Source organism: Methylobacterium sp. 4-46, from assembly GCF_000019365.1.
GTDB lineage: Bacteria > Pseudomonadota > Alphaproteobacteria > Rhizobiales > Beijerinckiaceae > Methylobacterium.
On the sequence record NC_010511.1, the window covers coordinates 5,558,777 to 5,584,691 of the forward strand.

At 72.1% G+C, this 25,915-nt stretch carries 19 protein-coding genes; 13 read left to right on the plus strand and 6 right to left on the minus strand.

All coding sequences use genetic code 11. The features are described from left to right. Positions 1 to 161: 161 nt before the first annotated feature. From M446_RS24400 to M446_RS24410, 3 genes are all read left to right on the plus strand, one after another. A complete protein-coding gene (locus M446_RS24400; protein ID WP_012334784.1) occupies positions 162 to 1,295 on the plus strand; it encodes an efflux RND transporter periplasmic adaptor subunit in 1,134 nt (377 codons plus the stop codon). 156 nt (positions 1,296 to 1,451) lie between these two features. Next, a complete protein-coding gene (locus M446_RS24405) occupies positions 1,452 to 4,640 on the plus strand; it encodes an efflux RND transporter permease subunit (RefSeq protein ID WP_012334785.1) in 3,189 nt (1,062 codons plus the stop codon). A gap of 221 nt (positions 4,641 to 4,861) precedes the next feature. Next, positions 4,862 to 6,094, plus strand: a complete 1,233-nt coding sequence (locus tag M446_RS24410) for an ABC transporter substrate-binding protein (RefSeq protein WP_012334786.1) — start codon at positions 4,862 to 4,864, stop codon at positions 6,092 to 6,094. 112 nt (positions 6,095 to 6,206) lie between these two features. On the opposite strand, the gene M446_RS24415 is transcribed toward M446_RS24410, so the two are convergent. After that, positions 6,207 to 7,343: a putative zinc-binding metallopeptidase gene (locus tag M446_RS24415; protein ID WP_012334787.1), complete on the minus strand. Its 1,137-nt coding sequence runs from the start codon at positions 7,341 to 7,343 to the stop codon at positions 6,207 to 6,209. Positions 7,344 to 7,597: 254 nt separating this feature from the next. On the opposite strand from M446_RS24415, the gene M446_RS24420 reads away from it, so the two are divergent. From M446_RS24420 to M446_RS24430, 3 genes are read left to right on the plus strand one after another with little or no spacing between them, the layout of a single operon-like run. Next, complete coding sequence (locus M446_RS24420; RefSeq protein WP_012334788.1) at positions 7,598 to 10,840, plus strand: DUF2126 domain-containing protein; 3,243 nt, start codon at positions 7,598 to 7,600, stop codon at positions 10,838 to 10,840. Continuing rightward, positions 10,837 to 13,350, plus strand: coding sequence for a circularly permuted type 2 ATP-grasp protein (locus tag M446_RS24425; protein ID WP_012334789.1), 2,514 nt, complete (start codon positions 10,837 to 10,839; stop codon positions 13,348 to 13,350). Before M446_RS24420 ends, M446_RS24425 begins: the two co-directional genes overlap by 4 nt. Continuing rightward, positions 13,347 to 14,246 (plus strand): transglutaminase family protein, encoded by a 900-nt coding sequence (locus M446_RS24430; protein WP_012334790.1) that lies wholly within the window; start codon positions 13,347 to 13,349, stop codon positions 14,244 to 14,246. Before M446_RS24425 ends, M446_RS24430 begins: the two co-directional genes overlap by 4 nt. A 105-nt stretch (positions 14,247 to 14,351) precedes the next feature. Here the strand turns inward: M446_RS24430 and M446_RS24435 are convergent, their stop codons facing one another. Then, entirely contained in the window at positions 14,352 to 14,543 is a 192-nt protein-coding gene (locus M446_RS24435; protein ID WP_012334791.1) for a DUF1192 domain-containing protein, read from the minus strand. A 317-nt stretch (positions 14,544 to 14,860) separates the two neighbouring features. Here M446_RS24435 and rpmH point away from each other — a divergent pair, with 317 nt between their 5' ends. The 5 genes from rpmH to M446_RS24460 all read left to right on the plus strand — a co-directional run bounded on the left by rpmH (position 14,861) and on the right by M446_RS24460 (position 18,486). Further along, on the plus strand, positions 14,861 to 14,995 hold the full coding sequence (gene rpmH, locus M446_RS24440) for a 50S ribosomal protein L34 (protein WP_010300405.1): 135 nt from the start codon (positions 14,861 to 14,863) through the stop codon (positions 14,993 to 14,995). Between the two features lie 37 nt (positions 14,996 to 15,032). Beyond that, on the plus strand, positions 15,033 to 15,449 hold the full coding sequence (gene rnpA / locus M446_RS24445; protein ID WP_012334792.1) for a ribonuclease P protein component: 417 nt from the start codon (positions 15,033 to 15,035) through the stop codon (positions 15,447 to 15,449). A 108-nt stretch (positions 15,450 to 15,557) separates the two neighbouring features. Then, on the plus strand, positions 15,558 to 17,432 hold the full coding sequence (gene yidC, locus M446_RS24450) for a membrane protein insertase YidC (RefSeq protein ID WP_012334793.1): 1,875 nt from the start codon (positions 15,558 to 15,560) through the stop codon (positions 17,430 to 17,432). Continuing rightward, positions 17,432 to 18,082 (plus strand): ribosome biogenesis GTP-binding protein YihA/YsxC, encoded by a 651-nt coding sequence (gene yihA, locus M446_RS24455; protein ID WP_012334794.1) that lies wholly within the window; start codon positions 17,432 to 17,434, stop codon positions 18,080 to 18,082. The genes yidC and yihA overlap by 1 nt, the downstream gene beginning before the upstream one ends. Continuing rightward, positions 18,082 to 18,486, plus strand: a complete 405-nt coding sequence (locus M446_RS24460) for a DUF423 domain-containing protein (RefSeq protein ID WP_012334795.1) — start codon at positions 18,082 to 18,084, stop codon at positions 18,484 to 18,486. The genes yihA and M446_RS24460 overlap by 1 nt, the downstream gene beginning before the upstream one ends. On the opposite strand, the gene M446_RS24465 is transcribed toward M446_RS24460, so the two are convergent. Both M446_RS24465 and clpB read right to left on the minus strand, forming a co-directional pair. Continuing rightward, entirely contained in the window at positions 18,440 to 19,105 is a 666-nt protein-coding gene (locus M446_RS24465) for a metallophosphoesterase family protein (RefSeq protein WP_012334796.1), read from the minus strand. The two genes, M446_RS24460 and M446_RS24465, sit on opposite strands and share 47 nt — an antisense overlap. A gap of 279 nt (positions 19,106 to 19,384) precedes the next feature. Next, positions 19,385 to 22,021, minus strand: a complete 2,637-nt coding sequence (gene clpB, locus M446_RS24470; protein WP_012334797.1) for an ATP-dependent chaperone ClpB — start codon at positions 22,019 to 22,021, stop codon at positions 19,385 to 19,387. 238 nt (positions 22,022 to 22,259) lie between these two features. Here clpB and M446_RS24475 point away from each other — a divergent pair, with 238 nt between their 5' ends. After that, entirely contained in the window at positions 22,260 to 23,033 is a 774-nt protein-coding gene (locus M446_RS24475) for an MOSC domain-containing protein (protein ID WP_012334798.1), read from the plus strand. Between the two features lie 6 nt (positions 23,034 to 23,039). Further along, positions 23,040 to 23,249: a hypothetical protein gene (locus M446_RS35825; RefSeq protein WP_083784731.1), complete on the plus strand. Its 210-nt coding sequence runs from the start codon at positions 23,040 to 23,042 to the stop codon at positions 23,247 to 23,249. Here M446_RS35825 and M446_RS24480 read toward each other — a convergent pair. Together M446_RS24480 and M446_RS24485 are read right to left on the minus strand one after the other, a co-directional pair. Further along, positions 23,239 to 23,448, minus strand: a complete 210-nt coding sequence (locus tag M446_RS24480) for a hypothetical protein (protein WP_012334799.1) — start codon at positions 23,446 to 23,448, stop codon at positions 23,239 to 23,241. The genes M446_RS35825 and M446_RS24480 overlap by 11 nt on opposite strands. Before the next feature lie 346 nt (positions 23,449 to 23,794). Beyond that, on the minus strand, positions 23,795 to 25,687 hold the full coding sequence (locus M446_RS24485) for a flagellin (protein WP_012334800.1): 1,893 nt from the start codon (positions 25,685 to 25,687) through the stop codon (positions 23,795 to 23,797). Positions 25,688 to 25,915 lie beyond the last annotated feature (228 nt).

The following is a 25,915-nucleotide window of genomic DNA, read 5'->3' on the forward strand; positions in this document are numbered from 1 at the left end:
CGCCCCGCGGCCCGGCGCTCGGATCGGCAGAGAGGCCCGCGGGAGGGCCGCGCGCCGCCCGCCGGCGCGGGTCCCGCTGCGGCCGGCGCGCCCCCCGGCCCCTGGCCGGATTCCCTCAAGGCAGGCGGCCGCGTGTGGCAGCGAGACACGGGAGAGTGAGTATGCGCAGGCGCTGGCTGGCAGCGATGGTCTCGGCGCTCGTCCTGGCGGCGGGGGGGCGGGCGCTCGGGCAGGCCCCGGGCGGCGCCCCGCCGACCGTGGTCGTCGCCAAGCCCGTGGTGAAGGAGGTGGTCGAGCGCGACGACTACACCGGCCGCTTCAACGCGGTCGACTACGTCGAGGTGCGCGCCCGGGTGACCGGCTACCTGGAGAAGATCCACTTCCAGGACGGCGCCGTGGTGAAGAAGGGCGACCTGCTCTTCACCATCGACCGGCGCCCCTACAAGGCGGCCCTCGACCAGGCCCAGGCCTCCCTCGCCTCGGCGCAGGCCCGCCTCACCTTCGCCCAGACCGACCTCGAGCGCGCCCAGACGCTCAGCCGCTCGGGCAACATCTCCGAGCAGGTCACCGACCAGCGCCGGCAGGCCTCGCTCACCGCGCAGGCCGACGTCGACAACGCCACCGCGGCCCTGCGGCAGGCCCAGCTCAACTACGACTTCACCGAGGTGCGCTCGCCGATCACCGGGCGCATCTCCCAGCGCAACGTGACCGAGGGCAACATCGTCATCACCGACCAGACGATGCTGACCACGATCGTGTCGCTCGACCCGATCTACTTCTCGTTCACGGTCGACGAGCGCTCCTTCCTGACCTACCAGGGCACCCTCCGGATCGGCATGGGCGCGACCCAGAAGGAGCACACGGTGCCGATCCTGGTGGCGCTCACCGGCGAGGACAAGCCGAGCCGCAAGGGCCAGCTCAACTTCGTCGACAACCGCGTCGACGAATCGACCGGCACCGTGCTGCTGCGCGCCACGGTCGAGAATCCGGACAACTTCATCAAGCCGGGCCTGTTCGGGGTGGTGAGCATGCCGGCCTCGCAGCCCTACAAGGGCGTGCTGATCCCCGACGAGGCGGTGGCGGCCAACCAGGACAAGCGCATCGTCTACGTGGTCGCGGACGACAACACCGTCTCCTCCCGCAACGTGCGCCTCGGGCCGAAGATCGACGGCTACCGGATCGTCCGCGACGGGCTGAAGGGCGACGAGACCATCGTGATCAGCGGGCTCACCCGGGTCCGGCCGGGCGCCAAGGTGACGCCGGACCGCAAGGACCTGCCCCCGACCCGGACCTGACCGGGCGTCCCGACACCCGGGGCGCGCGGCGCCCCGACACGCGGGGGCGCCGCCGCCCCCTCCGAGCGGGGCGCCCCTCCCGGAGGGGTGCCGCGCCCCCAAGGCCACGACAGAGCGGCCGGCCGCCCGCGGGCGGAGCCGGGCCGGAGGTCTCCGATGCGGTTTGCCCACTTCTTCGTCGACCGGCCGATCTTCGCCTCGGTGACGTCGATCGTCATCCTGATCATCGGCTACGTCTCGTACATCTCGCTGCCGGTCTCGCAATATCCCGAGATCGTGCCGCCCACCGTGGTGGTGCGCGCCTCCTACCCGGGCGCCAATGCCGAGACCGTGGCGGCCACCATCGCGACGCCGATCGAGCAGGAGATCAACGGCGTCGACAACATGCTCTACATGTCGTCGCTGTCGACGAACGACGGCAACATGCAGTTGACCATCACGTTCGCGCTCGGCACCAACCTCGACATCGCCAACGTGCTGGTCCAGAACCGGCTCTCGGTGGCGACGCCGCGGCTGCCGCCGGACGTGCGCAACCTCGGCGTCACGGTCCGCAAGTCCTCGCCCGACCTGATGATGGTCGTTCACCTGCTGTCGCCCGACAACACCTACGACCAGAACTACATCGCCAACTACATCTACCTGCGCATCCGCGACCAGCTGCTGCGCCTGAACGGCGTCGGCGACATCACGGTGTTCGGCGGCAGCGAGTACGCCCTGCGGTTGTGGCTCGACCCGGACAAGCTCGCGGCCTACCAGCTCTCGACCACCGACGTGATCGGCGCCCTGCAGGAGCAGAACGTCCAGGTCGCCTCGGGCGCCCTCGGCGCCCCGCCCTCGCCGACGAGCCAAGCCTTCCAGCTCGTGGTGCAGACGCAGGGCCGCTTCCAGGACCCGAACGAGTTCCGCAAGGTGATCGTGAAGGCCTCGGAGGGGCGGCTCGTGCGCATCTCCGACATCGCCCGCGTCGAGATGGGCCAGAAGGACTACGTCACCCAGTCCTTCCTGAACGGCCAGCCGGCGATCGGCGTCGGCGTCTTCCAGCGCCCCGGCACCAACGCGCTCGAAGCGGCCGAGACCGTGCAGAGCCTGATGAAGGAGCTGGCCAAGGACTTCCCGCCCGGGCTCGAGTACCGCATCGCCTACAATCCGACCGAGTTCATCGCCGAGTCGGTGCACGAGGTCTACAAGACGCTCGGCGAGGCGGTGGTCCTCGTCGTGGTGGTGATCCTGGTCTTCCTGCAGAGCTGGCGCACCGCGCTGGTGCCGATCATCGCGATCCCGGTCTCCCTCGTCGGGACCTTCGCGGTGATGGCGGCGCTCGGCTTCTCGCTCAACAACCTGACCCTGTTCGGGCTGGTGCTCGCCATCGGCATCGTGGTCGACGACGCGATCGTGGTGGTGGAGAACGTCGAGCGCAACATCTCGGACGGACTCTCCCCCGGCGAGGCCGCCCACAAGACCATGGACGAGGTCGGCGGCGCCGTCGTCGCCATCGCCCTGGTGCTCTCGGCGGTGTTCATCCCCACCGCCTTCATCCCGGGCATCTCCGGCCAGTTCTACCGGCAGTTCGCGCTGACGATCGCGGCCTCGACCATCATCTCGATGTTCAACTCGCTGACGCTGTCGCCCGCGCTGTGCAAGCTGCTGCTGCAGCCCCACCACGCCCACGGCCGGTCGCGCTTCGTCCTGGCGCGGCTCGGCAGCTTCGCGGCCAACACCTTCAACCGGGCCTTCGACGCGACCGCGAACGGCTACGCGGCGACGATCCGCTTCCTCACCGGCCGCACCGTGCCGCTGCTCGTGATGCTCGCCCTCTACGGCGGGGTGATCGCCGGCACCCTCCACCTCGCCCGCACCACCCCCACGGGCTTCATCCCACTCCAGGACCAGGGCTACCTGATCGTGGTGGTGCAGCTGCCGCCGGGCTCGGCGCTGGAGCGCACGACCGCGGTGGTGAAGGAGGCGGCCACCCGCGCGCTTACCATCGACGGCGTCGCCAACGCGGTGGTGATCTCGGGCTTCGACGGCTCGACCTTCACCAACACCACCAACGGCGCGGTGATGTTCCTGACGCTCAAGCCGTTCAAGGAGCGGCAGGCGCGCGGGCGCACCGCCGCCGCCATCGTGGGCGACGTCTTCGGCAAGACCGCCTCGATCACCGAGGCGCGCATCATCGCCATCCCGCCGCCGCCCGTGCGCGGCCTCGGCAACGCGGGCGGCTACAAGATGCAGGTGCAGAACCGCTCCGGCTCCGACATCGCGAGCCTGCTCGCCGCCTCGGGCGACCTGATCGCGGCCGCCAACCAGGACCCCAACCTGACCCGCGTCTTCACCACCTTCGGGAACGACACGCCGCAGATCTACCTCGACATCGACCGCACCAAGGCGCGCATGCTGAACGTGCCGCTCGCCAACGTGTTCTCGACCCTGCAGGTCAATCTCGGCGGCGCCTACGTCAACGACTTCAACACGTTCGGGCGCATCTACCAGGTCCGGGCCCAGGCCGACGCCAAGTTCCGTCTGGAGAAGGACGACATCGCGCGGCTGAAGGTGCGCTCCTCGACGGGCGCGCTGGTGCCGATGGGGTCGCTCGCGGGCATCCGCGACATCGCCGGGCCGCAGATCGTGCAGCGCTACAACCTGTTCTACGCGATCCCGGTCCAGGGCGACACGCGGCCCGGCGTGTCGACCGGCCAGGCGCTCGGCGCCATGGAGGCCCTGGCCAGGAAGACCCTGCCGGAGGGGATGAGCTTCGAGTGGACCGAGATCGCCTTCCAGCAGAAGGCGGTGGGCAACACGGCGCTCTACGTCTTCGCGCTCGGCGTGCTCCTGGTCTTCCTGGTGCTGGCCGCCCAGTACGAATCCTGGGCGCTGCCGCTCGCGATCCTGCTGGTGGTGCCCACGGGCGTGCTCGCGGCCTTCGCGGGGGTGCAGCTCCGGGCGCAGGACAACAACATCCTGACCCAGATCGGCCTGATCGTGCTGATCGGCCTCGCGGCCAAGAACGCGATCCTGATCGTGGAATTCGCCCACCAGATCGAGGAGAGCGAGCATCGCGGCCCGGTCGCCGCGGCGGTCGAGGCCTGCCGCCTGCGCCTGCGCCCGATCCTGATGACGGCCTTCGCCTTCATCCTCGGCGTGGTGCCGCTCGCCATCGCGACCGGCCCGGGCGCCGAGATGCGCCAGGCGCTCGGCACCGCGGTGCTGTTCGGCATGCTCGGCGCCACGGTGTTCGGCCTGTTCCTGACGCCGGTCTTCTACGTGGTGATCCGCCACGTCCTGATCCGCATCAACCGCTGGCGCGGCAGGGACGAGCCGCCGCCGAACCTCGCGGCCGCGCAGTAGCCGCGGTCCGGACCGCCCCGCGCCCCGGCGCGGGGCCGCCGCGGGGTCGAGCGCCCGTCCTCGCGCCCGGCGCGGCCCGCCCGCGCGCGGACTGCCTCAATCCCGCGGCCGGCCGGCTCCGTTGTGCGCGGCGCCGATCCGGTCGTTGCGAAGTCTTGCGTTTGCAATAAGCTTCCGACTGCTCAGAACGATAAAGCAACGTCTGAAGGGAGGAAGGTCGGATGAGGATGACGCGTCGCGGCGTGCTCGCCGCCAGCGTCGGCGCGAGCCTGACGCCGATGCTGCCCCGCCTGCCGCGGGCGCAGGCCGCCGACACGATCCGGATCGGCGTCCTGAACGATCAGTCCGGCCCCTACCGGGACATCAGCGGGCCCTACGGCGTCGCCTGCACCCAGATGGCGGTCGACGAGTTCGCCGCGAACGGCTTCCGGGTCGAGGTGATCTCCGCCGACCACCAGAACAAGCCCGATGTCGGGGCCAGCATCGCCCGGCAATGGTACGACCGCGACGGCGTCGACATGATCATCGACGTGCCGACTTCCTCGGTCGGCCTCGCGGTGAACCAGGTCGCCCGCGAGAAGAACAAGGTCTACATCAATACCGGGGCGGCGACGTCGGACCTCACGGGGGTGCAGTGCACGCCGGTGACGATCGCCTGGATGTACGACACCTACATGCTGGCGAAGTCGACCGGCGCCGCCATGGTGCGGGCGGGGGGCGACTCGTGGTTCTTCGTCACCGCCGACTACGCCTTCGGGCACGCGCTGGAGCGGGACACCACGGCCTTCATCAAGGCGGCGAACGGGCGGGTGCTCGGCAGCGTGCGCTACCCCTTCCCGTCGACCAGCGACTTCTCCTCCTTCCTGGTCCAGGCCCAGGCGAGCGGCGCCAAGGTGATCGCCTTCGCCAATGCGGGCGCCGACACGGTCAACTGCATCAAGCAGGCGGCGGAGTTCGGCGTGACCCAACACGGCACGAAGCTCGCGGCCCTGCTGATGTTCCTCTCCGACGTGCACGCGCTCGGGCTGCAGGCCGCGCAGGGCCTGATCCTGACCGAGAGCTTCTACTGGGACCTCAACGACCGCACCCGCGCGGTGACGAGGCGCGCCCTGCCGCGGTTGAGCGGCGTCTACCCGAACATGGCCTCGATCGCCGATTACTCCGCGACGCTGCACTACCTCAAGGCGGTGGCCGACATGGGGGTGAAGGCCGCCAAGGCCTCGGGCGTCGACGTGGTGAACCGCATGAAGGCGATGCCGACGGACGACGACGCCTTCGGACCCGGGCGCATCCGCGAGGACGGCCGCAAGCTCTGCCCCTCCTACCTGTTCGAGGTGAAGACGCCCGCCGAGAGCAGCAAGCCCTGGGATTACTACAAGCTCATCGGCACCACCCCGGCCGAGGAGGCGTTCCGCCCGCTCGACAAGGGCAATTGCCCGCTCGTGAAGGCGTGATCCGGGATCCGCTTCGATCAAGCGGATCTCGGATCACCCGATCATGCCGTCGGCTGCCCTCAAGGAAGCGCCGGGCCCCTCCGGCGCGCGTCCGGCCGGACGGCGGCGCGCGCTACGCCGAGCGCGGCGGCGCGATCGGGGTGCGCAGGCCCGCGATCACCGCCTTGAGCGTCCCGGCGACCGCGCCCGGCGAATCGGTCCGCGCGTGGATGCGGTCGTGCACGAAGGAGAGCTTGCCGATCACCACCGGCGTGAGCCGGAACGGGTACAGGTCCGGCTGCCCCATGCTGCGGTTGAGCGAGTTCATCGCGAAGGTGAGCGGCAGCCACGCCTCGATCAGCCGGCCGAGATCCGGCGCGTGGTGCGGGTCGAAGTCCATCGTCGTCGCGAGGCCGGCGCGCAGCTTGGGCCGCACCCGCAGGCCGAAGCTCGACGCGGTCTCGAGCGTGTCCACGATGTGGAGGTAATGCGCGAACGTCTCGGCGAAATCCTCCCAAGGGTGCGCGCCCGCGTAGGTCGAGACGAAGCGCTCCTGCCACGCCTGCGGCGCGCCGTGCGCGTAGTAGCCCCGCAGGGCGGCGCCGTAATCGGCCCGCTCGTCGCCGAAGATGTCCCGGAAGGCCGGCAGGCTCGGGTCGTGGCGGACCAGCACGTTCCAGAAATAATGCCCGATCTCGTGCCGGAAATGGCCGAGCAGCGTGCGGTAGGGCTCGCCGAACTGCGTGCGCCGGCGCTCGCGCTCGACGTCGTCGGCCTCCGCGAGGTTCACCGTGATGAGCCCGTTGTCGTGGCCGGTGAGCACCGCCGGGCCGGCCAGCTGCGCCTCGGCCGGATCGACCAGGAAGTCGAAGGCGAGCCCCTCGGGATCGTCGCGCCGCAGGGTGAGCGGCAGGTGCATGCGCAGGAGCGTGTAGAACAGGCGCCGCTTGGCGATCTCGATCTCCCGCCAGCGGGTGAGGTTCCAGGCGATCGAGAGGTCCGGCACCGTGCGGTTGTGGCGGCAGGCGACGCAGTAGGAGTCGGGGGCCTCCTCCGGGATCAGCCAGTTGCAGGCGCCGAGCGCCGCGTTGGCGCAGGCGCGGTAGCGGCGATGGGGCGGACAGGAGCCGCGCAGCGGCCCCTCGGCCCCGCTCACCGTCACGACGGTCTCGGCCTGCGGGTCGTAGCCCGCCCGGCGCCCGCAGCTGGCGCAGCGCTTGGTCTCGAAGTGGAAGGGCTGCTCGCAGGCTTCGCACTGGAAGATCTTCATCGCGCCCTCCGCCGCATCGGCGATGCGCCGCGTCCCGGATCAGCCCTGAAAAGGCTCAAACCCGGCAAAGTTCCGCCGTCGGCGGCACGGGACTTGCCTCGACCGGGGACCGCGCCGCCCCGCGGGAATGCGGCGGTCCCCGCGTCCCGTCCGCGGCTGACGCGCCAGGGGCGGACGTGTAGAAGCCCGAAGGACCAGGATCGCGATCAGGACCGACGCGCGCGCCGCGACGCCGCCAGACATCCGGAGACACCGTGTCGATCAAGGCTGCCCTGCACCACGTCACCTCCTACACCTACGACCGTCCGGTGAGCCTCGGCCCGCAGGTGATCCGCCTGCGGCCGGCGCCGCACACGCGCACCCGCATCCTGAGCTATTCGCTCAAGGTCACGCCCGGCAACCACTTCGTGAACTGGCAGCAGGACCCGAGCGGCAACTGGCTCGCCCGGCTCGTCTTCCCCGAGAAGACGACGCAGTTCCGGGTCGAGGTCGACATCGCCGCCGACATGGCGGTGATCAACCCGTTCGACTTCTTCGTCGACGATTACGCCCAGACCCTGCCCTTCGCGTATCCGGCGGAGCTGCAGGAGGAACTCGCGCCCTACCTGGTGCCGAACGACGGCGGGCCGCTGCTCGACGCGTTCCTGACGCGCCTGCCCGAGGAGAAGAACACCGTCCTGTTCCTGGTCGCGCTCAACGAGATGGTGCGGGACAGCGTCAATTACGTGGTGCGCATGGAGCCGGGCGTGCAGACGCCCGACGAGACGCTCGACGCCGCCAGCGGCTCCTGCCGGGATTCGGCCTGGCTCCTCGTCCAGGTGCTGCGCCGCCTCAACCTCGCGGCCCGGTTCGTCTCCGGCTACCTGATCCAGCTCGTCCCCGACACCACCGCGGTCGACGGGCCGGCCGGCACCTCCAAGGACTTCACCGACCTGCACGCCTGGGCCGAGGTCTACGTGCCGGGCGCGGGCTGGATCGGCCTCGACGCAACCTCCGGCCTGCTCTGCGGCGAGGGCCACATCCCGCTCGCCGCCACGCCGCACTACCGCTCGGCCGCGCCGATCTCCGGCCTCGCGGACCCCGCGGAGGTGGATTTCCACTTCGAGATGAACGTGATGCGGGTCGCCGAGGCGCCCCGGGTGACGCGGCCGTTCTCGGACGAGGCCTGGGGCGCCATGGACGCGCTCGGGGACCGGATCGACCGGGACCTCGCCGCCCAGGACGTGCGCCTGACCATGGGCGGCGAGCCGACCTTCGTGTCGGTGGACGATTTCCAGTCGCCCGAGTGGAACACCGCGGCGGTGGGCCCGACCAAGCGGGCGCTCGCCGACCAGCTGATCCGCCGCCTGCGCGAGCGCTTCGCGCCGGGCGGCCTCCTGCATTACGGCCAGGGCAAGTGGTATCCGGGCGAGAGCCTGCCCCGCTGGGCCTTCGCCCTCTACTGGCGCAAGGACGGGCAGCCGATCTGGCGCGACGAGGCGCTGATCGCCCGCGTGGCCGGGCCGCAGGATACCGGCATCGAGCACGCGGAGGCCTTCGGCAAGGCGCTCGCCAAGGCGCTCGGCCTGGGGCCCTACCTGCAGCCGACCTTCGAGGACCCGGTCTACTGGGAGCGCAAGGAGGCGGAACTCCCGATCAACACCACGCCGCTTCAGCCGCGGGTCGGCGACGCCGAGTTCCAGGAGCGGATGGCGCGGATCTACAGGCGCGGCCTCACGGAGCCGGTCGGCTACGTGCTGCCCCTCGCCAGCGTGCAGGCCGGGGCCGGGAGGGTCTGGGTCTCGGAGAAGTGGCAGACGCGCCGGGGAGCCCTCTACCTCGCGGCGGGCGACTCGCCGGTGGGCTTCCGGCTGCCGCTCAACTCCCTGATCTCCCTGCCGCCGGAGGAGTTTCCCTACTACGCCCCGCAGGATCCGCTGGAGGCGCGGGGTCCCCTGCCCTCCCGGCCCGCGGCGCGCAGCCGCCCCGTCCCCGGCGTCCCGGTGCGCACCGCGCTCGCGATCGAGCCGCGGGACGGGGCGGTGTGCGTGTTCATGCCGCCCGTCGAGCGGGCGGACGAGTACGTCGAACTCGTCGCGACCCTGGAGAAGGCCGCGGCCGAGACCGGCATCCCGATCCACATCGAGGGCTACGAGCCGCCCTACGACCCGCGCCTCGGGGTGATCAAGGTCACGCCCGATCCCGGCGTGATCGAGGTCAACGTGCACCCGGCCCGCACCTGGCGGGAGGCGGTCGAGATCACCACCGGCCTCTACCAGGACGCCCGCGAGATCCGGCTCGGCGCGCAGAAATTCATGATCGACGGGCGCCACACCGGCACCGGCGGCGGCAACCACGTGGTGCTCGGCGGCGCGACCCCGGCGGATTCGCCCTTCCTGCGCCGGCCCGACCTGCTGAAGAGCCTCGTGCTCTACTGGCAGCGCCACCCGTCGCTGTCCTACCTGTTCTCGGGCCTCTACATCGGCCCGACGAGCCAGGCGCCGCGCATGGACGAGGCGCGCCACGACGGGCTCTACGAGCTGGAGATCGCCCTCGCGCAGGTGCCGCCCCCGGGCGGGCCCGAGGTGCCGCTCTGGCTCGTCGACCGGCTCTTCCGCAACGTCCTCGTCGACGTGACCGGCAACACCCACCGGGCCGAGATCTGCATCGACAAGCTCTACTCGCCGGACGGGCCGACGGGGCGGCTCGGCCTGCTCGAATTCCGCTCCTTCGAGATGCCGCCGGACGCGCGCATGAGCCTCGCCCAGCAATTGCTGCTGCGGGCGATCATCGCGTGGCTGTGGCGCGAGCCGCAGGAGGGCGGCTTCGTCCGCTGGGGCACCGCGCTCCACGACCGCTTCATGCTGCCCCACTTCCTCTGGCAGGATTTCCTCGGCGTGCTCGGCGACCTGCGCGGGGCGGGCTACGCCTTCGACCCGGTCTGGTACCGGGCGCAGGCCGAGTTCCGCTTCCCCCTCTACGGCACGGTCCAGCACGGCGGCGTCACGCTGGAACTGCGCCAGGCCCTCGAACCCTGGCACGTGCTGGGCGAGGAGGGCTCGTCCGGCGGCACGGTGCGCTTCGTCGATTCCTCGGTCGAGCGGCTGCAGGTGCGCGTCGAGGGCTACGTGCCGAGCCGGCACGTCGTCACCTGCAACGGGCGGCGCCTGCCCCTGACCGAGACCGGGCGCTCCGGCGAGGCGGTGGCGGGCCTGCGCTTCAAGGCCTGGCAGCCGGCCTCGGCGCTGCACCCGATGATCCCGGTCCATTCGCCGCTGACCTTCGACATCGTCGACGCGTGGTCGGGCCGCTCGCTGGGCGGTTGCACCTACCACGTGTCCCATCCGGGCGGGCGCAATTACGAGACCTTCCCGGTCAACACCTACGAGGCGGAGGGGCGGCGCCTCGCCCGCTTCCAGGACCACGGCCACACGCCCGGCCGGGTCACCCCCGCCCCCGAGGAGCCGCGGCGCGAATTCCCGCTCACCCTCGACCTGCGCGCGCCCGCGCCCCGATGAGCGCCGCGGCCTCGCTCGCCGCCGCCCCGGATCCCGACGCGGAGCGGGCGGAGCGGCGCGCGCGCTGGAGCGCCGGCTACCGGCCGCTCCCGGGCGTGCCCGACGAGCTGATCGGCCCGGACGGGACGCCCCGCCGGGCCTGGGACGGCTTCCTCGACCGGCTCTCCGCCCTGGCCGAGGAGGAGATCGCCGCCCGGCTCGCCGCCGCCGAGCGGCACATCCACAACACCGGCATCGCCTACCGGGTCTACGGGGAAGCGGCGGAGCGCGACTGGCCCCTCGGCGTGCTGCCGCTGCTGATCGAGGGCGACGAGTGGGCGGAGATCGCCGCGGGCGTCGCCCAGCGCGCGAGCCTGCTGGAGACGATCCTCGCCGACCTCTACGGCGAGGCCCACCTGGTCGCGGCGGGCCTGATCCCGGCCGCGGCGGTGGCGGGCAGCCCCGAATTCCTGCGCCCCCTGCACGGGGTGCGCCAGCCCGGCCACGGGCGCCAGCTCCACCTCTACGCCGCCGACCTCTCGCGCGGGCCGGACGGGCGCTGGCGCGTGCTCGCCGACCGCACCCAGGCCCCCTCCGGCGTCGGCTACGCGCTGGAGAACCGGATGGTGCTCGCCCGCGCCCTGCCGGAGGTGCACGGGGCCCTCGACGTCGAGCGCCTCGCGCCGTTCTTCCAGGCCTTCCGGGACGGGCTCGCCGCCGCCGCCGAGCGGGTCGAGCCCCGCATCGGCCTGCTCACCTCCGGCCCCTACGGCGACACCTACGTCGAGCAGGCGGTGCTCGCCCGCTACCTCGGCCTCGCCCTCGTCGAGGGCGACGACCTGCTGGTCCAGGACGGCCGGCTCTACGTGCGCACGGTGGCGGGCCTCAAGCGCGCCGACGTGCTCTGGCGCCGGGTCGACGGCGACTACGTCGATCCCCTCGCCCTCGAGCCGGATTCCCGGCTCGGCGTGCCGGGCCTCGTCGAGGCGGTGAAGGCCGGCGCTTGCGTGATCGGCAACATGCCGGGGGCGGGGCTGGTCGAGGGCGGCTGGCTCGCCGCCTACCTGCCGCGGCTCGCCGAGCACCTGTTCGGGCAGCCCCTGCGCCTGCCGGGCCTCGCGACCTGGTGGTGCGGCGACCGCGCCCAGCGCGAGGCGGTGCTGGAGCGGGTCGAGACCCTGACCCTGCGCCCCGCCGCGGCGCCGGCCCAGGGCGCCTTCACCACGAGGGCCTTCGGCGCCCGCGACCCCGAGGAGACCGCCCGCCTCCTCGCCGTCCTGCGCGACCGCCCCGGCGACCTCGTGGCCCAGGAGCCGGTCCAGCTCTCGACCGCCCCGGTCTGGGACGGGGACGGGCTGGTGCCGCGGCCCTTCGTGCTGCGGGTCTTCGCCGCGGCGACGCCGGGGGGCTGGCAGGTGATGCCGGGAGGGTTCTGCCGCATCTCGGCCCAGGCGGACGTGCAGCCGCTCGCCATGGGGGCGGGGGTGCGCGCCGCCGACGTCTGGGTGCTGGGCGGCAGCGACGGCGATCCCGCCGCGGCCCTGCCGCGCCTGGAGCAGCCCTCGGTGCGCCGGGTGCAGGGCCTGCTGCCGAGCCGGGCGGCCGACAACCTGTTCTGGTTCGGCCGCTACCTGGAGCGGGCCGAGGCGATGCTGCGCCTCACCTCCTGCCTGCTCAGCGGGGCGGGCGGGCTCGCGCGCAGCGAGGCGGATCTCGGCACGCACGCGCGGCTGCGCAACCTCCTGCACAGCTGGGGGGCGGTGCCGACGACGCTCGGACCCGCGGCCGCCCTCGCCGCCCACGCGCTCTCGGGCCGCGAGGCCTGGGGCTCGGCCCGCGCCCACGTCGCGGCGGCGCGGCGCAACGCCGCCTCCCTGCGCGAGCGGCTCTCCCTCGAGACCTGGCGGGCGCTCAGCGCCCTGCACGACCTGCTGGAGCGGCCGCAATCCGTTCCCGGCTCGGAGGCGGCGTGGCTCGACCGCGCGGAGCGGGCGCTCGAACTCGCCGCCGCGCTGGCGGGGCTCGCGCAGGAGAACATGAACCGGGCCGGCGGCTGGCCCTTCGTCGACATGGGCCGGCGGATCGAGCGGGCGATCAACACCTGCCGCTTCGCCGAGATCTTCGCGGCGGACGAGGCCAGCGGCGACGACCTCGCCACGCTGCTGCAGCTCGTCGATTCCCGCATCTCCTACGGGGCGCGCTACCTGCTCGGCGTGGCCCTGGCGCCGGTGCGCGACTTGGTGCTGCTCGACCCCTTCAACCCGCGCTCGGTGGCCTTCCAGGTCGAGCGGCTCGCCGAGCACCTCGACGGGCTGCCGGCCCTGCGCCAGGACGGGCTGCCCGAGCCGCCGACCCGGATGGTGCTCCGGCTCGCGGGCGAGATCGCCAGCGCCGAGGCCGCCGCCCTCTCCCCCGCCGTGGCGCAGGACTGGGAGGCGCGCCTCTGGGCCATCGCCGAGGCGGCGGCGGCGCGCTACTTCCCGGGGGGCTCCGACGCCGCCCGCCCCGAGCGACTGGTGGCCCTCGCGTGATCTACCTCCTGCGCCACGTCACCTCCTACGCCTACCGGGACGCGGTGACCCACGCGCGCTGCGTCCTGCGCCTGACGCCGGCCACCGGCGAGGGGCAGCGCGTGCTCTCGCACCAGATCACGATCCAGCCGCACTCCCACCGGCGCGCGACCGGGGCCGACTTCTTCGGCAACGCGACCACGACGCTCACCGTGGAGACGCCGCACCGGGCCTTCCGGATCGAGGCGCTGTCGCGCATCGACGTCGACCGGTCGGAACTGCCCGACCTCGCCTCGGGCCTCGCCTGGGAGGAGGTGCGCGAGCGGGTCCTGGCGCATCCGAGCCTCGCGCCGCATTCCCCGGTGCACTTCGCCGGCCCGAGCCGGCGGGTGCCGCTCGCGGCCGAGGTGACGGCCTATGCCCGGGCGAGCTTCCCGCCGGGGGGCGGCCTCTACGCGGGGGCGGTCGACCTGATGCGGCGCATCCACGCGGACTTCACCTTCGACGCCGGGGCCACCGACGTGGCGACCCCGGTGGCGCAGGCCTTCGCGGGCCGCAGGGGCGTCTGCCAGGACTTCGCCCACATCATGATCGCGGGGCTGCGCGGGCTCGGCCTGCCGGCGGCCTATGTCAGCGGCTACCTGCGTACCCGCCCGCCCCCGGGCATGAAGCGCCTCGAAGGGGCGGATGCGAGCCACGCCTGGGTCTCGGTCTGGTGCGGCGACGGCTGGCACGGCCTCGACCCGACCAACGCGGTCGCGGTCGAGGACGACCACATCGTGCTGGCGACGGGGCGCGACTACGCCGACGTCGCCCCGGTCGCCGGAATCATCGCCGGGTCGGGGTCGCAGCGCCTGACGGTCGCCGTCGACGTGGTGCCGGAGGAGGAGGCGCGGGACCTCGCGGCCGGGGCCTAGAGCAGCACCCGATCACGTTGCAACCGGGTGCCGCTCTCGATCTTTGATCTTGCCGCATTATCTGCGACGAACCGGCATCCACTTCGTCGGAAATCGCTCTAGCGCTCAGAACTTGAACACGGACTTCGCCGCCTCCTGCGAGGCCTGCCGGTGCCGGCGGGCCTCCTCCAGCCGGGCGATCTCCGCCCGCAGGAGCGCGATGCGGGCGTCGAGGTCGCCGAGCGAGAGGGCCGTGAGGTCCTGGCCGAGCACGTGGGTGGAGGTCTGGGGCCGCGGGCGGTCGTCGTCGGTGAGCATGCGGGGTCTCCTTGGGGCGGGCGCCGGCCTTCTGGGCGCGGGCGCGTCTCTCCCTGCGCGGGCGCGTCCCGGGCCGCAAGCATGTCCGGCAAGCATGTCCGGCTTGGCCCGCCGCCGGAACCCCTCCGGGCCCGGAGACCCGGGCCGCACCTGTCCCAACGCGATTGACTCGCCCCGGCCATTCCGCCATACAGCGCCGGACGCGAGGCCGCCGCCCGACGAGGGCGGGCGCTCGCCATTCGTCTGAACAGTTCAGTCATCCACGAGGGCTGCGGCGGTGTCGCACATCGTCGGCCCCGGCCTTCTGAGGCATCGCCGTGAAGAGAACGTATCAACCCTCCAAGCTCGTGCGCAAGCGCCGTCACGGCTTCCGCGCGCGGATGGCCACGGTCGGCGGCCGCAAGGTCATCGCCGCCCGCCGCGCCCGCGGCCGCAAGCGCCTGTCGGCGTAAGCGGTCCGGCCAGGCCTCGGCCCAGGCCCTCAGCCGCATGGGCGCCGGCAGGCCGCCGATCGGGCGGATCACGCGGCGCCCCGACTACCTGGCGGCGGCCACGGGCCGCCGTTTCCACACCGGGCGCATGACCGCGCAGGGGCGCCCGCGGCGGGCGGAGGAGCCCGCCACCGGGTTGCGGTTCGGCTTCACGGTCACCAAGAAGACCGGCCACGCCACCGAGCGCAACCGCATCCGGCGCCGCCTGAAGGCCGCCGCGGCCGAGATCGGACCGGAGCACGCGGAGCGGGCCCTCGACCTGGTGCTGATCGGCCGGCGCGAGGCCCTGGGCGCGCCTTTCGAGGTCCTGGTCAACGACATCCGGCGGGCGCTCGCCACCGTGACGAAGCCGAAGCCGGCGGGACAGCCGGGCCGGCCCCGCCGCGAGGCCGCGCCGCCCGAACCACAACCGTGAGGCGATACCGGGTCGCCCGGCCTCGCCTCTTGCAGAAGAATCCGGGCCGGACGCCGCCTGACGCGCGCCCGGCCTCGTGCATGAGGCGGCAGCCGTCGCGGGACCTTCATGGGTAACGACAAGACCAACATGATCATCGCCATCGCGCTGTCGCTGGCGGTGCTCCTCGGCTGGAACTACTTCGTGACGGCGCCGCAGGTCGAGCGCCAGCGCCAGCAGCAGGCGGCCCAGGTCAACCCTTCGCAGGGCGTCAACCCTTCGCAGGGCGTCGATCCCTCGCAGGGCGTCAACGCCTCCCCGAGCCCGAAGGAGGGCGGCCCCTCCGCCCCCGTGCCCGGCACGCTCCCGGGCGCCGCCGGCGGCAGCCCGCAGGCGGCGCTCGCCCGCGACGAGGCGCTCGCCCGCGCCCCGCGGGTGCGCATCGACACGGAGGCCCTGCGGGGCTCGGTCGCGCTCAAGGGTGGGCGCATCGACGACGTCGCCCTCAAGGGCTACCACGAGACGGTCGACCCGAAGAGCCCGGAGATCGTGCTGCTCTCGCCGGCGGGCTCGGCCAATCCCTACTACGCCGAGTTCGGCTGGGTCGGCCAGAATGCCGGGCCGCTGCCGGGCAGCGACACGGTCTGGACCGCGGACGGCGACGTGCTGACCGCGAAGAAGCCCCTGGTCCTGACCTTCGACAACGGCGCCGGCCTGGTGTTCCGCCGGACCCTCTCGGTCGACGACAAGTACATGTTCACGATCGAGGATTCGGTCGAGAACAAGGGCCCGAACCCGGTCACGCTCTACCCCTACGGGCTGGTCTCGCGCTGGGGCAAGCCGCACACCCAGGGCTACTACGTGCTCCACGAGGGCATGATCGGCGTGGTCGGCGACAAGGGCCTCCAGGAATACACCTACGACAAGATGGCCAAGGAGAACCCGCTCGGCGCCCCCGGCACCCGCGGCGTGTCCTGGCCCGGCGCCACCGGCGGCTTCCTCGGCATCACCGACAAGTACTGGGCGGCGGCGACGATCCCCGACCAGCAGGCGCCCTATACCGGCAGCTTCACCGAGCGCGACGAGGGCGCGACCAAGGTCTACCAGGCAAGCAGCCTCGGCGAGGCCAGGGCGGTCGCGCCCGGCGCCTCCGTGCAGGCGAGCCAGCGCCTCTTCGCCGGCGCCAAGGAGGTCTCGACCGTCGACGCCTACCGCGAGAAGCTGAACATCAAGCAATTCGATCTCCTGATCGACTGGGGCTGGTTCTACTTCATCACCAAGCCGATGTTCAAAGCCCTGGACCTGTTCTACAAGCTCTTCGGCAATTTCGGCGTCTCGATCCTGGTGGTGACGCTGATCCTGAAGCTGTTCTTCCTGCCGATCGCCAATCGCTCCTACGTCTCGATGGCCAAGATGAAGGCCGTCCAGCCGGAGATGACCGCGATCCGCGAGCGCTACGCCGACGACAAGGTGAAGCAGCAGCAGGCGATGATGGAGCTGTACAAGAAGGAGAAGATCAATCCGGTGGCGGGCTGCTGGCCGGTGCTGATCCAGATCCCCGTCTTCTTCTCGCTCTACAAGGTGCTGTTCGTCACGATCGAGATGCGGCACGCGCCGTTCTTCGGCTGGATCCGCGACCTCGCCGCCCCGGATCCGACCTCGATCGTCAACCTGTTCGGCCTCCTGCCCTTCACGCCGCCGGACCTGCTCCATCTCGGCGTCTGGCCCATCGTCATGGGCATCACGATGTTCCTGCAGATGAAGATGAACCCGGCCCCGCCCGATCCGGTGCAGGCCCAGGTCTTCACCTTCATGCCGATCATCTTCACCTTCATGCTGGGCTCGTTCCCGGCCGGGCTGGTGATCTACTGGGCGTGGAACAACCTGCTGTCGATCCTGCAGCAATACTGGATCATGCGGCGCAACGGGGTGAAGGTGGAGCTGTGGGACAACCTGCGCTCGACGTTCCAGCGCCGCACCCAGGTGAAGACGGCCAAGGGCTGATGGCGGGGCCGGACGAGGCCGACGCGGCCCTGATCGAGGCGGGGCGCCTGCTCTTCGCGGGCCCCGCCGACTTCGCCACCGCGTCCGACACGCTGGCGGGTCTGCCGCCCATGCGCGGCCTGGAGATCGCCTTCGCGGGCCGCTCGAATGTCGGCAAGTCGAGCCTCATCAACGCGCTCACCGGCCGCAACACGCTGGCGCGCACCTCGCACACGCCGGGGCGCACGCAGCAGCTCAACTTCTTCGACCTCGGCGGCAAGCTCACGCTGGTCGACATGCCGGGCTACGGCTACGCCGCGGTGTCGAAGGCCAAGGTCGCCTCCTGGACCGAGCTGATCCACGCCTACCTGCAGGGCCGGGCGAACCTCGCCCGGGTCTACGTGCTGATCGACGCCCGCCACGGCATCAAGCCGAACGACGGCGAGGTGCTGGACGAGCTCGACGCGGCCGCCGTTTCCTACCAGGTGGTGCTGACGAAGGGCGACGACCTCAAGAAGGGCGAGGTGGCGTCCCGGCTCGACGCCACCGCGGCCGCCCTCGCCCGCCGGCCGGCGGCCTATCCGGAGATCATCCTGACCTCGAGCCGCACGGGCGAGGGCATCCCGGCCCTGCGGGCCAGCGTGGCGCGGCTCCTCGCCGAGCGCGGCTGATGCCCCGCCCCGAGCGCATCCTGTTCGCGCTCGGCGCGCTCGCGGGCCTGCTCGGCGTCGCCGCCTCCGCGGCGGCCGCCCACCTGACCGGCGGCACGCTCGCGACCGCCGCGCAGTTCCTGCTCGTCCACGCGGGCCCGGTGCTGGCGCTGGCCGGCCTCAGCGGGAGCGGCCGCCTGCGCCCGGGCCTCGCCCGGCCCGCCGCCGCCTGCCTCGTCCTCGGCCTCGTCCTGTTCAGCGGCGACCTGTCCGCGCGGGCGCTGGCGGGCCATCCGCTCTTCCCGATGGCGGCGCCGACCGGCGGCCTCGTCCTGATGCTCGGCTGGGCGCTCGCCGCCCTCGCGGGCCTGCTGCGGGTCAGCGCACCTGCAGGAACGTCACCGCCGCCGCCTGCTCGCGGGTGAACACCCCGGCGGTGAGCGGCCCCCCGAACACCGCCCCGGTGTCGAGGTTGGTGCGATGGTGCCGCGCGTCCGGATGGCCGCTGCGCAGGGGCGTGTGGCCGTGCACCACGTGCTTGCCGAAATCGTAATCGGCCGACAGGAAGGGCTCGCGGATCCACAGCCGCTGCTCCGGATCCGGGTCGGGGGCGGGCCGGCCGGGCCGGAACCCCGCATGGACGTACCAGCGCCGCGCATCCTCGTGCAGCGTCGGCAGGGCGGCGATCCAGTCGAGGTCGCCCCGGGGCAGCTGGTCGACCCGCGCCACGCCGTAGGAGGCGAGCACGGCCCGGCCGCCGTTGAACAGCCAGAGCGGCTCGTCGGCGCCCGAGAGGGCGCCGAGCAGCATCGCCTCGTGATTGCCCTTCAGGCAGGTGACCTGGCCGGGCTCCCGCTCCTGGAGGGCGCGCAGGGTGGCGATGACCCGGGCGCTGTCGGGCCCGCGGTCGACGTAGTCGCCGAGGCAGACGATGCGCCGCGGCCGCCCCGCCCGATGCACCTCGATCTCGGCGAGCAGCCGGTCGAGCTGGTCGGCGCAACCGTGGATGTCCCCGATCGCGTAGGTGAGCCCCTCGCCGTCCATCCGCGTTCCCTCGCAGGACCTCTCGCCCGGTCCGGGCCATCATAGAGCAACCGGAACGCCGGCGGCACGATCCCGATCCGCGACCGCGGCGCGGCTCCCACGGCAGAGAGGGCCGGCCCCGCGCGGTGACCGGCCCTCGCCGTCGTCGCTCCGGCCCGTACCGGCGGTCACGAGACGTGACCGCCGGTACGGTGCTCGACCGGTCGCCGAGCCGCTGGCTTGGCTCGCGCATGCGAGAGGGTCGACGGCCCGATGCGTCCGCATCCCGGGCCGCCGGCATCAGTTCAGCGGCACGCCGGCCGGCCGGCGCGCGGCGGTGACCGCCACGTCGCCGATCATCAGCCCCTCCGGCCCGAGCCGCACCCGCACGGCCTCGCCGTCGTGGACGCTGCCGGCGAGGATCTGCTCGGCCATCGGGTCCTGCACGGACTTCTGGATCACGCGCTTGAGCGGGCGCGCGCCGTAGGCCGGGTCGTAGCCGCGCTCGGCCAGCCAGGCGCGGGCATCGGGCTCGACGTCGAGCGTGATCTTGCGCTCGTCGAGGAGCTTCTGCAGGCGGCCGAGCTGGATGTCGACGATCGCGCCCATCTCCGCCCGCTTCAGCCGGTGGAACAGGATGATCTCGTCCACCCGGTTGAGGAATTCGGGCCGGAAATGCGCCCGCACCACCGCCATCACCTCGTCCCGGACCGCGTCGGTGTCCTGGCCCTCGGGCTGGTTCACCAGGTACTCGGCGCCGAGATTGGAGGTCATCACCAGGAGCGTGTTGCGGAAGTCGACCGTCCGCCCCTGCCCGTCGGTGAGCCGCCCGTCGTCGAGAACCTGCAGCAGGACGTTGAACACGTCCGGATGCGCCTTCTCGATCTCGTCGAACAGCACGACTTGGTAGGGCCGGCGCCGCACGGCCTCGGTGAGGGCGCCGCCCTCCTCGTAGCCGACATAGCCGGGGGGGGCGCCGATGAGGCGGGCGACGGAGTGCTTCTCCATGTACTCGGACATGTCGAGGCGCACCATCGCGGTCTCGTCGTCGAACAGGAAGCTCGCCAGCGCCTTGGTCAGCTCGGTCTTGCCGACGCCCGTCGGCCCGAGGAACATGAACGAGCCGATCGGCCGGTTCGGGTCCTGCAGGCCGGCGCGGGCGCGCCGGACCGCGGTCGCCACCGCCTCCACCGCCTCGCGCTGGCCGACCACCCGGCGACCCAGCGCCTCCTCCATCGCCAGCAGCTTCTCGCGCTCTCCCTCCAGCATCTTGTCGACCGGCACGCCGGTCCAGCGCGAGACGACGCCGGCCACGTGGTTGGGCGTCACCGCCTCCTCCATGAAGCCCGAGCCGTTGCCGCGGCTGCCGTCCGGGCCCCGGGCCTCGATGTCGCCGAGTTCGCGCTCCAGCCCCGGGATGATGCCGTAGGCCAGTTCGCCCGCCCGCTGGTACTGGCCCTGGCGCTGCGCCGAGGCGAGTTCCGTGCGGGCCTCGTCGAGCTTCTTCTTCAGCTCCGCGGCCCGGCCGAGCTTGTCCTTCTCGGCCTTCCAGCGCGCCGTGATCGCCGCCGACTGCTCCTCGAGGTCGCCGAGCTCCTTCTCCAGCCGGGTCAGCCGGTCGCGGGAGGCGGCGTCGGTCTCCTTCTTCAGCGCCTCGGCCTCGATCTTCAGGCGCACGATCTCGCGGTCGACGTTGTCGAGTTCCTCGGGCTTGGAATCGACCTGCATGCGCAGGCGCGAGGCGGCCTCGTCGACGAGGTCGATCGCCTTGTCGGGCAGGAAGCGGTCGGTGATGTAGCGGTTCGACAGGGTCGCGGCCGCCACCAGCGCCGAATCCTGGATGCGCACGCCGTGGTGCTGCTCGTACTTCTCCTTGATGCCGCGCAGGATCGAGACCGTGTCCTCCACGGTCGGCTCCGAGACGAAGACCGGCTGGAAGCGCCGCGCGAGCGCCGCGTCCTTCTCGACGTGCTTGCGGTACTCGTCGAGGGTTGTGGCGCCGACGCAGTGCAGCTCGCCGCGGGCGAGGGCGGGCTTGAGCAGGTTCGAGGCGTCCATCGCCCCGTCCGCCTTGCCGGCCCCGACCAGGGTGTGCATCTCGTCGATGAACAGGATGATGCCGCCCTCGGCCGCCGTGACCTCGGAGAGCACGCCCTTCAGCCGCTCCTCGAACTCGCCGCGGTACTTCGCGCCGGCGATCAGCGCGCCCATGTCGAGGGCGAGCAGCTGCTTGTCGCGCAGGCTCTCCGGCACGTCGCCGTTGATGATGCGCAGCGCCAGCCCCTCCACGATGGCGGTCTTGCCGACGCCGGGCTCGCCGATCAGCACCGGGTTGTTCTTGGTGCGCCGGGACAGGACCTGGATGGTGCGGCGGATCTCCTCGTCGCGGCCGATCACCGGGTCGAGCTTGCCCTCGCGCGCCGCCTCGGTGAGGTCGCGGGCGTACTTCTTGAGCGCGTCGTAGGCGTTCTCGGCCGTCGGGTTGTCGGCGGTGCGGCCCTTGCGCAGGGCGTTGATGGCCGCGTTCAGGGACTGGGCGGTGACGCCCGCGGCCGCGAGGGCGCGGCCGGCCTCGCTGTCCTTCTCGACCGCGAGGGCGAGCAGCAGGCGCTCGACCGTGACGTAGGAATCGCCCGCCTTCTCGGCGGCCTTCTCGGCGGTGTCGAACAGGCGCATCAGGTCGCGGGTCGCCTGGGGCTGCGAGGCGCCGCCCGAGACCTTGGGCTGCTTGGCGAGCCACGCCTCGGTCTGCGCGAGCGCCACCCGCGACTGGCCGCCGGCGCGCTCGATCAGCCCGGCGCAGAGACCCTCGGGATCGTCGAGCAGGACCTTCAGCACGTGGCCGGGCGAGAGCTGCGGGTGCCCCTCGCGCAGCGCGAGATTCTGCGCGGCCTGAACGAAGCCGCGGGCGCGCTCGGTGTATTTCTCGAAATTCATCTCGTCTCCCCTCCTCGTGCGCGACCGCCCGCCCCACCGGGCGCGGACGGACCGACAGGCGCCCCCGCCGCTCCGGCGCGGGGCCCCCGGCGCTCGCAGCGAGCCGCCGGTGACCTGCATGTGGTGTGACATATCGGTAACACAAGGGGTGGCACGCCGCGGCGACGCCGATCCGTCATGCGCGCGGCGGGGGACGGGGCGGCTTGCTCCGCGGGCCGGGGCGGCGTAGCGCTGGGCCATGCCCGTCACGCTGCGCGTCGCCGCCCTCCACCGCTACCCGGTCAAGGGCCTCTCCCCCGAGCCGCTGGAGGCGGCGGAGCTGGAGGCCGGGTGCTACTTCCCGGGTGACCGGCTGTTCGCGATCGAGAACGGCCCGAGCGGGTTCGACCCGGCCGCGCCCGCCCACCAGCCCAAGATCAAGTTCCTGATGCTGATGCGCGACGAGGCGCTGGCGCGGCTCGCCACCCGCTACGACGACGCGAGCGGCACGCTGACGATCCGCGAGGGGGACCGGGAGGTGCTGCGGGCCGACCTCGGCACGCGCGAGGGGCGGCTCGCGGTCGAGGCCCTGATGCGCCGCGTCGTGCCGGACGCCCTGCGCGGGCCCCCGAAGCTGCTCGCGGCGCCGGAGGGGTTCCGCTTCACGGATTCGCGGCAGGGCTTCGTCTCGCTCATCAACCTCGCCAGCGTGGCGGCGATCGAGGACATGGTCGGGGCGCCGGTCGACCCGCTGCGCTTCCGGGGCAACCTGCAGGTCACCGGCCTCGCGCCCTTCGCGGAGCTGGACCTGGTCGGGACCGAGCTGGCGGCGGAGAACGGGCTGCGCCTGCGCGTGACCAAGCGGACGGAGCGCTGCGCGGCCACCAACGTGGATCCGGCGACCGGCCAGCGCGACCTCGCGATCCCGCGGGCGCTGATGCGGCGCCTCGGCCACGCCGATTGCGGAGTCTACGCGACGGTAGTGGCCGGGGGCGCCCTGCGCCGCGGCGACGCGCTCTCCGCGGCGGCCTGACCGCTCATGCGACATCCGGTCGATGGCTTTGCCATCCCCGATTTCGGCAACGCGGATGTCGGCGTCGCTCAGGCGCCGCGCGGGCTCATGCGACATCCGGTCGATGGCTTCGCCATCCCCGATTTCGGCAACGCGGATGTCGGCTTCGCTCGGGCGCCGCGCGGGCTGGTGATCCGGGATCCGCTTCGATCAAGCCGATCCCGGATCAGCCCTTGAGCGGCAGCCAGATCGGCTCGGGCTCCTCGGGCGGCAGGGCCGCCGCCACCGCGTCCAGATCGACCGTGTAGCGGTCGGTCAGCAGGCGCCAGACCTCCCGGCGGCTTCCCGCATCGCGGCCCAGCCTGGCGAGCGCGGCGGCGAGGTGGGCCGGATGGGTGAGGGCTGGGCGGGGGAGCAGCGGATCCGTCTGCGGCATCGTTCGGCCTCGGGCTGGGCTCCCCGGGACCCTGCGCGCAAATGGTTAACGCGTTCTTAATCCCACGTCGTCCGGGCCGCGGAACCCGACCTTCCTTGCGTCAGCTCCGCATCAATACTGGACCCGGGAAAGGGGCGGGGCGCGAAGGAGGCGGGACATCGACCGGCTCTCGATGATCGCGCCGCGAGCACGATCGGATCGCGCGCCGCAGCCGCGGCGGGCCCGGAGCCGTCGATGGGTCGGGATCCGGCGCGGCGCCGCCGGCGCGGCGGACGATCCGCCCCCTGCCCCGGGGCGGGCGCGGCCGCGAGGCGCGCGCCCTCGCGCGGCGCGCGCCGGGAAGCACTCAGCGCAGGAGCTGGAGGATCGCCTGCTGCGCCTGGTTGGCGAGCGACAGCGCCGACGTGCCGAGCGAGGTGCGGGTCTGCAGCGCCTGCGAATTCGCCGCTTCCTCGTTCATGTCCGCGTTGGTCAGGTTCGCCGCGCCGGTGTCGAGCACGGTGATGAGCTGCTTGGTGAAGTCCTGCCGGTTCTGCACCACGGCGAGGTTCGCGCCGAGCGACGCGGCCTGGTTCTTCAGCGCGCTGGCGGCCGAGTTGATGGTGGCGAGCACCTTGTTGATCGCGATGCTCTCCACGAAGTCGGCCTGGCCGACCGGCGTCAGGCCGAGGCTCGCCGCGGACACGTTGACCCCGGTCACGGAGAGCTGCGACGTGCTGCGCTCGTTGAAGTTGAGCGTCAGGTTGTCCCCGGCGAGCAGGTTGACGCCGTTGAAGCTCGCATCGGCGGCGAGTTGGTCGATCTGGGTGAGCAGGCCGTTATAGGTCGTCACGAGGCCGTTGCGCGCCGTGAGGCCGTCGCCGCCGATCGTGGCGATCGCCGTGCCGGTGTTGAACGGGTTGGCGACGTTGTTCGAGGTCGGGGGCGGCGAGGCGATCAACGTCAGGCTGTCGGCGCCGGCCTCGTTGGTGGTGGTGAGCTTGATCTGCCCCGTCGTGGGATCGAGGGTCGCCTGCGCGTTGGCCGGGGCGAGCGCCGCGTTGAGCTGCGTCAGGGTCGAGATCTGGCCCGCGGCGGGGCCGAAGGTCAGGGTCACGCCGGTGCCGTTCGCCACCCGCACCGTGATGGTCTGGCCGTTGAGCGGGCTCTGCTTGAAGTTCGTGCCGGAACCGGCCCCGAGGCCGGCCCCGAAGCTCGTGGTGCTGAAGCCGAGATTGGCGACCTTGCCGGTGGCGGTGCCGCCGTCGCCGAGGGCGATGGTGGTGGCGGGATCCGCCGCCGTGAAGACGAATTTCTGGCTCACCGCGTCGTAGGCCGCGGTCACGGCGCCGCCGGTGGCGGTGCCGACCTTCTGGGCGAGGGAGGCCAGGGTGTCGTTGCGGGCGATCGTCACCGAGCGGCCGTTCACCGTGAAGGAATCCCCGACCTGAAAGCCGAGGCCGGTGGCGAGCGTCGTCGCCGTCGGCACGAAGACGTTGCTCGACTGCGTGACCGTGCCGAACAGCTTGGTGGTCGCGGCGTCGGTCCCGATGCTGAAGGGCGCACCGTCCGCCGTGCCCTTGGCGACCAGCGTGTTGGGGGTGGCGCCGCTCGGCGCGACCGTGATCGACGATCCGGCGGCCTTGAGCTGGGCCGTGATCGAGGCGGCCAAAGCCGTCGGGCTGGCGTCGTCGATCCCCTTGTTCACCGTGACCTGAACCCCGTCGATGGTCACCGTCAGGCTGTTGCTCGACGTGAACAACGCCGCCTGGATCGCGGCCGTATTGCTGAGATCGACGCTGCCCGTCATGGTCAGCTGCACGGCCGTGGCGGGCGGCAGCGAGCCGATCGCGGCATCGCTCGCCGCCGCGGTCGGGCCGATCGAGAGCAGGTTCGTGCTCGTGGCCCCGGTCAGGGTGGTCGAGGCCACGCTGGCCTTGGCCGAGAAGGCATTGGCGGAGGAGAGCGCCTGCTGGGCCACCGATTTCAGCTGTTCGGTGAGGCTCTTCAGCTTGGTGATGCCGGTATTGGCGGCCTGGATCACCTGGATGCCGTTCGAGACCCCGTCGAGGAGCGCGCTGAGCCCGGCCGACCGCGCCGTCAGCCCGTCGGCCGTGAAGTAGTTGGTCGGGTTGTCGAGGGCCGTGTTGACCTTCTTGCCGGTCGCGAGGCGGTTCTGGGTGGTGGCGAGCAGGCTCGCCGTGTCCTGCAGCGACAGCAGGTTCTGACGCGTCGCAGCCGAGAGGGTGATGGACGACATCCGAGCGGAATCCTGTCGTTCGGTATCCCCGGGTTCGGGGATGCGCGCACTTGTCGCTTACGGTCAGTTTACGAGCGTATGGTTGAGTGTTGGTTAATGCGGTCGCGCGTCTGATCCGATTCGAGACTTGGAATTAAGAATCGCGCCGCGCGAGTTCCACCCGGCCGTCAGGCGCGCTTCTCTCAAGAACAGGTATGGTTAAAATCGGACCTCAGGCCCGCCGCGATC